Source organism: Glaesserella sp. (assembly GCF_041814905.1).
GTDB lineage: Bacteria > Pseudomonadota > Gammaproteobacteria > Enterobacterales > Pasteurellaceae > Glaesserella.
The window spans coordinates 25,876-34,535 of record NZ_JBGXYA010000034.1; the positions used below are offsets into that span (position 1 = coordinate 25,876).

An 8,660-nucleotide genomic window follows, 5' to 3' on the forward strand; every position below is an offset into this window, starting at 1 on the left:
TGTGAGAAAACATGTTATTCCCTCGAGTTAAGGAGATCTTACAATGAGCCAATTTATTCCGAATTTTATTAACGGCGTTCAAATTGAAAGCCAAAGCCAGCGCAGTGCTTCCGTATTTAATCCGGCAACCGGTGAAGAAACCAAGAAAGTGAAACTCAGTACTGCGTCCGAAGTAGATCAAGCGATCAGCGCAGCAGATCGAGCGTTTGCGCAATGGTCAAAACAATCACCTTTACGTAGAGCAAGAATTTTATTTAAATTCAAAGAGTTACTTGAAAAAAACTTCGACGAACTGGCACGTATTATTTCCAGTGAACACGGTAAGATTTATTCGGATGCGATTGGGGAATTAACTCGTGGGTTAGAAGTTGTTGAATTTGCAACAGGTATTCCGCATTTGCAAAAAGGTGAATTTTCGGCAAATGCCGGTGGCGGTATTGATATCCATTCTATCCAGCAGCCGTTAGGTGTGGTAGCCGGTATTACTCCGTTTAACTTTCCGGCTATGGTGCCGATGTGGATGTTTCCGGTGGCATTGGCGTGCGGGAACACCTTTGTATTAAAACCATCGGAAAAAGACCCGTCGGTTTCTATTCGTTTAGCGGAGTTATTAAAAGAAGCGGGCTTGCCGGACGGTGTATTTAATGTCGTGCAAGGGGATAAAGAAGCCGTTGATATTTTATTAACGGATCCGCGCATTCAAGCGGTAAGTTTTGTCGGTTCAACACCGATTGCGCAATATATTTACGAAAAAGGCTCTGCCAACGGTAAGCGCGTTCAAGCTTTAGGCGGTGCCAAAAACCACGCATTAATTATGCCGGATGCGGATGTGGCGAGTACGGCAAATACGTTGTTAGGCGCAGCATTCGGTGCTGCGGGCGAACGTTGTATGGCGCTTTCCGTGGCGGTCGTTGTCGGTGATGAAATGGCGGATAAATTGGTTGCAGAATTAGCGCCGAAAGTGAAAACCCTTAAAATCGGTCCGGGAATCTTACCGGAAGGTCAACAGGAAAACGATATGGGACCGGTAATTTCGAAAGAACATCGAGCTAAAATTATCAGTTATATCGATCAAGGTGTGGCGCAAGGCGCAACACTTTGCGTTGATGGCCGTGATTTCAAAGTTGCCGGGCATGAAAACGGTTATTTCGTCGGTGGAACCTTATTTGACCACGTGTCAACGGATATGACGATTTACCGCGAAGAGATTTTCGGTCCTGTGCTTTGTGTGGTTCGCGCGAAGGATTATGAGCATGGAATGCAGATTATCAATGGCCATATTTATGGTAACGGCAGTGCGATTTTTACCAGTGACGGTGATGCGGCACGTCAGTTTACTCAAGATGTCCAAGCCGGAATGGTTGGAGTAAATATTCCGATTCCGGTACCAATGGCATTCCATTGTTTTGGAGGATGGAAGGCTTCAATTTTCGGTCCGTTAAATGTTTATGGTACGGATGGCGTACGTTTTTATACCCGCATGAAAACAATCACAACCCGTTGGCCGAATAGTAAGGTAAGAACGCAGGCAGCCTTTAGTATGCCTACGTTATAAGAATTATTCAGTTAGATACAAGCGGTCTTTTTGTGCTAATTTTTTGCAAAAAGACCGCTTTTTATTTGGTGATTGCGACTCCATTTTTGACTTATTTTTCCAGATAAATTGTGATCTGTGTAACAAATTTTAAACAAAGTGATAGACGAAAAAAATGACAGTGATATTCTTATTTCGGTAAGTTTATTTCATATTTACAGTAATTGAAATAAAAAGATCCATTCTTCTCGGTATGAAGATTGCATTAACGACAACACCAACCACTCACAAAGAGGACAACGTTATGAAAATGCGTCTAAAATTTGCACTTAGTGCATTAACGCTTGGTTTAGCAGTAAATAGTTTCGCAAAAGATGAACTTGTTGTATTTAGTTTACCGAATCTCTCCAGCCCGTTTGAAGTTCAGTTACAAAAAGTAGCGCTTGAGACAGGAAAAAAATTAGAAGTGAAATTGCAAGTGTTGGATGGTCAAAGCTCATCAACCAAACAAGCGTCAGACTTAGAAAATGCAGTAACCCGCGGTGCAAAAGGTATCATTATCTCTCCAAACGACGTTAATGCGATTTCCGCAGCGGTTGAAGATATTCTGAAAGAAAATATCCCTGCCGCCACTTTAGACCGTAAAGTAGAAAGCAGTAAACCGGTTCCTCATTTCGGTGCAAATAACTACACCGGTGGTCAAGAAGTCGCCAAAGCGGTGAAAGCGAAATATCCTAACGGTGCCAAAATTATTCTTTTGACCGGTCAACCGGGTTCAACTTCCAATATCGAGCGTACCAAAGGTATTCGTGATGAACTAAGTGCCGGCGGCGATAAATACAAAATCGTGATCGATCAAACCGGTAACTGGTTACGTTCGGAAGGTTTACGTATTATCGAAAGCGTATTACCAACCTTAAAAGAGAAGGTTGAAGTCATTATATCCGCTAACGATGATATGGCATTAGGTGCGATTGAAGCATTAAGAAGCCAAGGCTATAAAGCGGGTGATATTACCGTCACTGGTTTTGATGCAACGCCTGAAGCGCTTGCTCGTGTGAAAGACGGTTGGTTATTCCTGACGGCTGACCAACGCCCGGGTTATGCGGTAACTACAGCGTTGGAACAAATTGTCGGTAATATTCGCGATAATAAAGCAGTGACCGGCGCGGATTATCCGCCGAAAGTCATTACTCAAGGTAATATTCAAGAAGCGGAACGTTTCTCAGAAATCAGCGAATAATCCGTTTGCCTGTAGCCTTATCCGATTCGGTGGGGCTACAGCGTCAAGCAAGCTGAACGGCATTATTTGAGGGGATTTGCAAAATTTCGGGCAAAACTGACCGCTTGTAGCCCCCTATTTTATCTCTTTGTCATTACTCTCGGTATTTTCTTGGCGAGAATGACACTTTAATTCTAAGTAAAAGGCTCTTATTCCTCATTCTCAGGAGGTTTCTATGTCCGCTCCTTTACTCGTTGTAAAAGATCTCACAAAAAGTTTCTCCGGTGTGTTGGCACTTAACGGTGTGAAATTAACGATTCAACCGGGCGAAGTTCACGCTTTATTAGGTGAGAACGGAGCTGGTAAATCGACCTTGCTCAAAGCGCTTTCCGGTGCGCAGCCGCAAACCAGCGGTGAAATCTTTTTCAACGGAGAACAACTCGATATTCATGATTCCCCGTTTGATCGACAATTAAAGGGAATTGTGACGATTTATCAAGAATTCAATCTTTTACCGAATATGACGGTAGCCGAAAACTTTTTTCTCGGCAGAGAACCGCGTAAAGGTTTGTTCGTTAATGAAAAAGCTGTCAGTGAAGAAGCACAAATCGTATTGGATAATCTTGGGCTAAACATCAGCCCTGATACCCAAGTCGCCCGTTTAAGCGTCGCACAACAACAGATGGTTGAGATTGCCCGTGCAATGACTTTAAATGCCAAATTAATCATCATGGACGAACCTTCCGCAGCATTAAGTGATAAAGAAGTGGAAACATTGCACGGTATTGTGCGCGATCTTAAAAAACGCGGTGTGAGCGTGATTTACGTTACCCACCGTTTAAACGAAGTGTTCGCCTTATGTGATCGCTTCACCGTATTCCAGGACGGCCGTTATTCCGGTGAAGGAGAAGTTGCAGACACAACCGTGGATGACATTATCAAAATGATGGTTGGACGAGAAGTTGCATTTACCCGCCGTCCACCGGAAGAAACCCATCACACTCACAAACCTGTGGTTCTCTCGATTAAAAATCTTCAGCGTGAAAAACCGGCACTTGATCCGCACGGTATCGCTTTGCACGGTGTTTCTTTCAATATCCACGAAGGTGAAGTGTTAGGTATTGCCGGGCTTGTCGGTGCGGGGCGTACCGAAATTGCCCGCTGTCTGTTCGGTGTTGAGAAATATACTGCGGATGAAATTTTGCTCAACGGGAAGCCTTACCACGCCGAATCACCGCTGGATGCGATTGAAAAAGGGATTGCGTTGGTGCCGGAAGATCGTAAAAAAGAAGGGTTGGTTTTAGGTTTGCCAATTCGTACCAATATGACCTTACCAATGTTGAAAAGTCTGTTGAAATTTAACTTGTTTGTGGATGATAACCGTGAAAACAAGTTGATCGAAACTTATCGTCAGGCTTTGCGTATCAAAATGGCAAGCAGTGAATTGGAAGCACGCAAATTATCGGGCGGTAATCAACAGAAAGTGATTCTTGCTCGTTGTATGGCATTAAATCCGAAGGTGCTAATCGTTGATGAACCGACGCGTGGTATTGATGTCGGTGCAAAATCTGAAGTTCACCAAGTGTTATTCGATATGGCAAAAAAAGGCGTTGCAGTATTGGTCATTTCTTCCGATTTGCCGGAGATTATGGCGATTTCTGACCGTATTATTACCTTATCGGAAGGCAGAGTAACCGGTGAGATTCACGGTGATGATGCTACCGAAGAAAAATTGATGTCGATGATGGCCATTGGCGTACAAAGAAATAATTAAAGAGAGGTTTATATGTCTGCTCAATTCTTAAAAAATCTAGGTATTGTTGACGATAAAGGCAAAATTGATTTTGTGGCGTTCTTTGAACGTTTTGGGGTTTTGATCTTCTTGATTTTATTGATTATTTTCTTCCAATCACAAAACAGTGCTTTCCTTTCACAACGTAATATTTATAACGTACTGACCGAAGTATCGATTTTCGGCATTATGGCGGTGGGGATGACCTTCGTTATTTTAACCGCAGGTATTGACCTCTCCGTCGGTTCTATTCTTGCGGTAACTGCAATGTTCGCCGCTTATATTATTAAAGGCGATAATACCGTCACCGTCGAGCCGGGAGCTTGGGGCGGAATGAGTTGGCTTATCGGTTTGACTATCTGCCTCGTGTTGGGAACTTTTATCGGCTGGTTGCACGGCTTAGGAGTGACCAAACTTAAATTACCTCCGTTTATCGTAACCCTTGGCGGCATGACAATTTGGCGTGGTGTAACGTTAGTGATTAATAACGGTTCACCGATAGCCGGTTTTGATGCGGGTTATCGTTGGTGGGGACGTGGTGATATTCTGGGTGTCCCTGTGCCGGTGGTGATTTTCGCGATAGTTGCAATTGCTGGTTATATCGCATTACATAAAACCCGTTGGGGACGTTATGTTTATGCTGTCGGTGGCAACCCGGAAGCCGCCCGACTTGCCGGGGTAAATATCAATCGTACTTTAGTGAGCGTATATGTTGTGATTGGTGCTTTAGCCGGTTTGGCAGGCTTTATTCTCAGTGCACGTTTAGGTAGTGCGGAATCTGTTGCCGGTGTGGCATTTGAATTACGTGTTATCGCCTCAGTCGTTATCGGCGGAACCTCCTTAATGGGTGGTTATGGACGCATTACCGGTACGATTTTCGGTTCCATTATTATGGGGGTATTAATTAACGGCTTGGTGTTGATGGACGTTTCTGCTTACTATCAACAAATCATTATGGGTTTGATTATTATCCTTGCGGTTACTTTTGATACTTATGCGAAGAGCCGTCGTGGCGCGCTCTAGCTGATACAAGCGGTAAGTTTTCTGTGAAAATTTACCGATTTTATTGATATATAACTCATCACCTCATAAATTCGAGGAGAACTATTATGAAAACTATCCGAATCGGGCTGGTCGGCACGGGATATATCGGTCGTTGCCACGCCATTGCTTATGCTCAAACTCCGACCTTATTTCCGTTGAAAGGGAAGATCGAACTAAAGTACTTAGCTGAAATCAACCAGCAGCTTGCCGAACAAAAAGCCAAAGAATTTGGTTTTGCCGAGGCTACCGGCGATTGGCGACAATTGGTTGCTCACCCAGAGATTGATGTGGTGGATATTTGCACGCCAAATTTCTTACATAAAGAGATTGCGTTAGCTGCTATTGCTCATGGTAAGCACGTTTATTCGGAAAAACCGTTGGCCTTAACAGCAAAAGATGCCAAAGAGATGGTTGAAGCGGCACAAAAAGCCGGTGTGCAAACGTTGGTCGGCTTTAACTATATTAAAAACCCGACGACGCAATTGGCTCGAGAGATTATCCGTAACGGTGAAATCGGTGACGTGGTACATTTTTACGGTACGCATAATGAAGATTATCTTGCGAATCCGAATACCCCGATCGATTGGCATTGCTATAAAGTCACCGCAGGTTTAGGTACATTAGGGGATCTCGCCGCTCACATTGTGAATATGGCGCACTATTTGGTCGGCGAGCAGATTGTGAAAGTATGCGGTGATATACAGACGGTCATTAGCGAACGCCCGAATCCCCAAAAATTGACCGAAAAAATTGCGGTAGAAAATGAAGATCAAGCCAGTGCTTTGGTACGTTTTGCTAATGGTGTGATGGGCACGATTGAAAGCTCTCGTATTGCTTGCGGGCGAAAAATGGGATTAACTTATACGGTTACCGGCACCAAAGGGACGTTAGTTTATACCCAAGAAAGAATGGCGGAACTAAAGCTCTATTTGCATAGTGAGGACGCAAATCGCCAAGGCTTTAAGACCATCTTAGTCGGTCCGGAGCATCCGGATTATCGCGCATTTTGTGCCAGTGCCGGACACGGTATCGGTTTTAACGATCAAAAAAGCGTTGAAATTCGGGATTTGATTGATGGTATTGCTAGCGGTGAAAGAATTTATCCTGATTTTGAAGAGGGATATCGGGTATCACGAGTGCTTGAAGCGATAGCTCTTTCTGCAGAGCAACAACGATGGGTGGATGTGAATGAGATATAATAAAAAGCGATTTCAGTTAAACTGAAATCGCTTTTTTTTATCGATATGATTGCAAATGATTATTTGAAAATACTTATGATTGAATGGTGAACCGCCTCTAAACTTGTTTGAGATTGAGTTGGTTTTTGAGAACCTATTTCATGAGTATTTGGAGTGTTGTTTTGGAGTGGCTGAGACGGTTGTCCACAAGCATCCGTTTCACAAGATAATGCGTCACCGTCACTGTTTGTGCAAGCGGTTAATATTGTAATTAAACCGATAGTACAAAGTAATGTTTTCATAAAGCCTCCTATAAGATAACCATGTTTATTTCTACTTTTTTGATAGAGATAAGTGGATTTTAAATAGCCGCTTGACCTTTCTCTCACTCGTCTTGATAATTCTATATATTTTAAAATTAAATAACCATGATTGTGAGAATATTCTTATGAATAAATCCATTTGTATCATCACCGGTAGTACTTTAGGCGGTGCTGAGTATGTGGCGGATAACCTAAATGATGTGCTTAGCCAACAGCAATTTGACGTTACGGTCTTTAATCACGCCACTCTTGCGGATATACAAGATCAAACACGATTACTTGTGATCACTTCCACCCACGGTGCCGGTGAATTGCCGGATAATATCAAACCGTTATTTGAAGAAATTGATAAAACGAAACCGGATTTCAATGCAATGAAATTTGGCGTTATCGGTTTAGGTAGCAGCGATTATGATACGTTTTGTCACGCAGTAAATCTTGTTGAACAGAGTTTAACGACTTGTGGCGCAACGCAGGTTTGTGAGTCATTGCGCATTGATGTCACGCAAAATTTTGATCACGATGGTTCTGCAGAAGAGTGGTTACCTAACTTTATCAATAATTTATAAGGCTTCGTAATGAAAATTGGTTTGGTGTTAGAAGGCGGTGCAATGCGCGGCATGTTTACTGCTGGTGTGCTTGATGTTTTTTTAGATGAGAATATTCCGATTGATGGCATTGTTTCTGTGTCGGCGGGCGCTTTATTTGGGGTAAATTTGCTTTCCAAACAGAAAGGGCGAGCCTTGCGTTATAACAAAGCGTTAATGAATGACGGGCGTTATATCGGTTTTAAAAGCCTGATTACGACCGGTAATATCGTCAATAAAGAGTTTGCTTTTTATGAAGTACCGTTTAAATATGATATTTTCGATAACGAAACTTTTAAACGATCGCCGATTGCTTTTTATGTAACAGCCACCAATATCGAAAGCGGCAAGCCGGAATATTTTAAAATTAGTGACCCGTTTCAACAGATGGAAATATTGCGGGCTACCTCTGCAATGCCCTATGTATCCAAACCGGTAGAAATTGACGGCAAAAAATATCTCGACGGGGGTATTTCCGACAGTATCCCGTTAGATCAATGTAAAGCTTTCGGCTACGATAAAATCATTGTCGTGTTGACCCGCCCGTTCGATTATCGTAAAACAAAACCTAACCCGCTTATCAGCAAATTGTTTTATCATCAGTATCCTCATTTGGCAGCAACCCTTAACAACCGCTATGCCGAATATAACCAACGCTTGGAGCAGCTAATAAGACTCAGTGAGCTGGGTGAAATTTTCGTCATTCGTCCGTCTAAAGATTTGGCGGTGAAGCGGATTGAAAAAGATGTGAATAAGCTACAGGAAATGTACGATTTAGGGGTGGAAGATGCCAATAGCGCGTTGGAAAATTTGAAAGCTTACTTAGCGAAATAACGTTCAACATGATCTGCCCCCCAAAAGTTGGACAGGTTATTCACGTAAATATTGAGCTCGGTATTGTGCCGGGCTCAATCCTTTTAAGTCGGGTTTAATTCGTTTTTGGTTGTAATACACCAAATATTCTTCAATTTCTGCCTGTA

General features: G+C 42.9%; 9 protein-coding genes. 7 read left to right on the forward strand and 2 right to left on the reverse strand.

Features of this window, described 5'->3' with window-relative positions:
- The first annotated feature begins 43 nt into the window (after window positions 1-43).
- The 5 genes from ACEYJ7_RS05110 (at window position 44) to ACEYJ7_RS05130 (ending at window position 6,791) form a co-directional block, all read left to right on the forward strand.
- On the forward strand, window positions 44-1,555 hold the full coding sequence (locus tag ACEYJ7_RS05110; protein ID WP_373778007.1) for a CoA-acylating methylmalonate-semialdehyde dehydrogenase: 1,512 nt from the start codon (window positions 44-46) through the stop codon (window positions 1,553-1,555).
- 283 nt (window positions 1,556-1,838) lie between these two features.
- Entirely contained in the window at window positions 1,839-2,777 is a 939-nt protein-coding gene (locus ACEYJ7_RS05115) for a sugar ABC transporter substrate-binding protein (protein WP_373778008.1), read from the forward strand.
- A 214-nt stretch (window positions 2,778-2,991) separates the two neighbouring features.
- Window positions 2,992-4,530 (forward strand): sugar ABC transporter ATP-binding protein, encoded by a 1,539-nt coding sequence (locus tag ACEYJ7_RS05120; RefSeq protein ID WP_373778010.1) that lies wholly within the window; start codon window positions 2,992-2,994, stop codon window positions 4,528-4,530.
- Between the two features lie 12 nt (window positions 4,531-4,542).
- Complete coding sequence (locus ACEYJ7_RS05125; RefSeq protein ID WP_373778011.1) at window positions 4,543-5,571, forward strand: ABC transporter permease; 1,029 nt, start codon at window positions 4,543-4,545, stop codon at window positions 5,569-5,571.
- 86 nt (window positions 5,572-5,657) lie between these two features.
- Complete coding sequence (locus ACEYJ7_RS05130) at window positions 5,658-6,791, forward strand: Gfo/Idh/MocA family protein (protein ID WP_373778012.1); 1,134 nt, start codon at window positions 5,658-5,660, stop codon at window positions 6,789-6,791.
- A 59-nt stretch (window positions 6,792-6,850) separates the two neighbouring features.
- Here the strand turns inward: ACEYJ7_RS05130 and ACEYJ7_RS05135 are convergent, their stop codons facing one another.
- Window positions 6,851-7,072 carry a hypothetical protein gene (locus ACEYJ7_RS05135; RefSeq protein ID WP_373778014.1) on the reverse strand — a complete coding sequence of 74 codons (222 nt, stop codon included), beginning with the start codon at window positions 7,070-7,072 and terminating at the stop codon, window positions 6,851-6,853.
- A 146-nt stretch (window positions 7,073-7,218) separates the two neighbouring features.
- Here ACEYJ7_RS05135 and mioC point away from each other — a divergent pair, with 146 nt between their 5' ends.
- Entirely contained in the window at window positions 7,219-7,662 is a 444-nt protein-coding gene (gene mioC / locus ACEYJ7_RS05140) for an FMN-binding protein MioC (protein WP_373778015.1), read from the forward strand.
- Between the two features lie 9 nt (window positions 7,663-7,671).
- Complete coding sequence (locus tag ACEYJ7_RS05145; RefSeq protein WP_373778016.1) at window positions 7,672-8,514, forward strand: patatin family protein; 843 nt, start codon at window positions 7,672-7,674, stop codon at window positions 8,512-8,514.
- Between the two features lie 36 nt (window positions 8,515-8,550).
- On the opposite strand, the gene ACEYJ7_RS05150 is transcribed toward ACEYJ7_RS05145, so the two are convergent.
- Window positions 8,551-8,660: IS3 family transposase (locus tag ACEYJ7_RS05150; RefSeq protein ID WP_373777694.1), on the reverse strand; the 110-nt coding region annotated here is incomplete at its 5' end.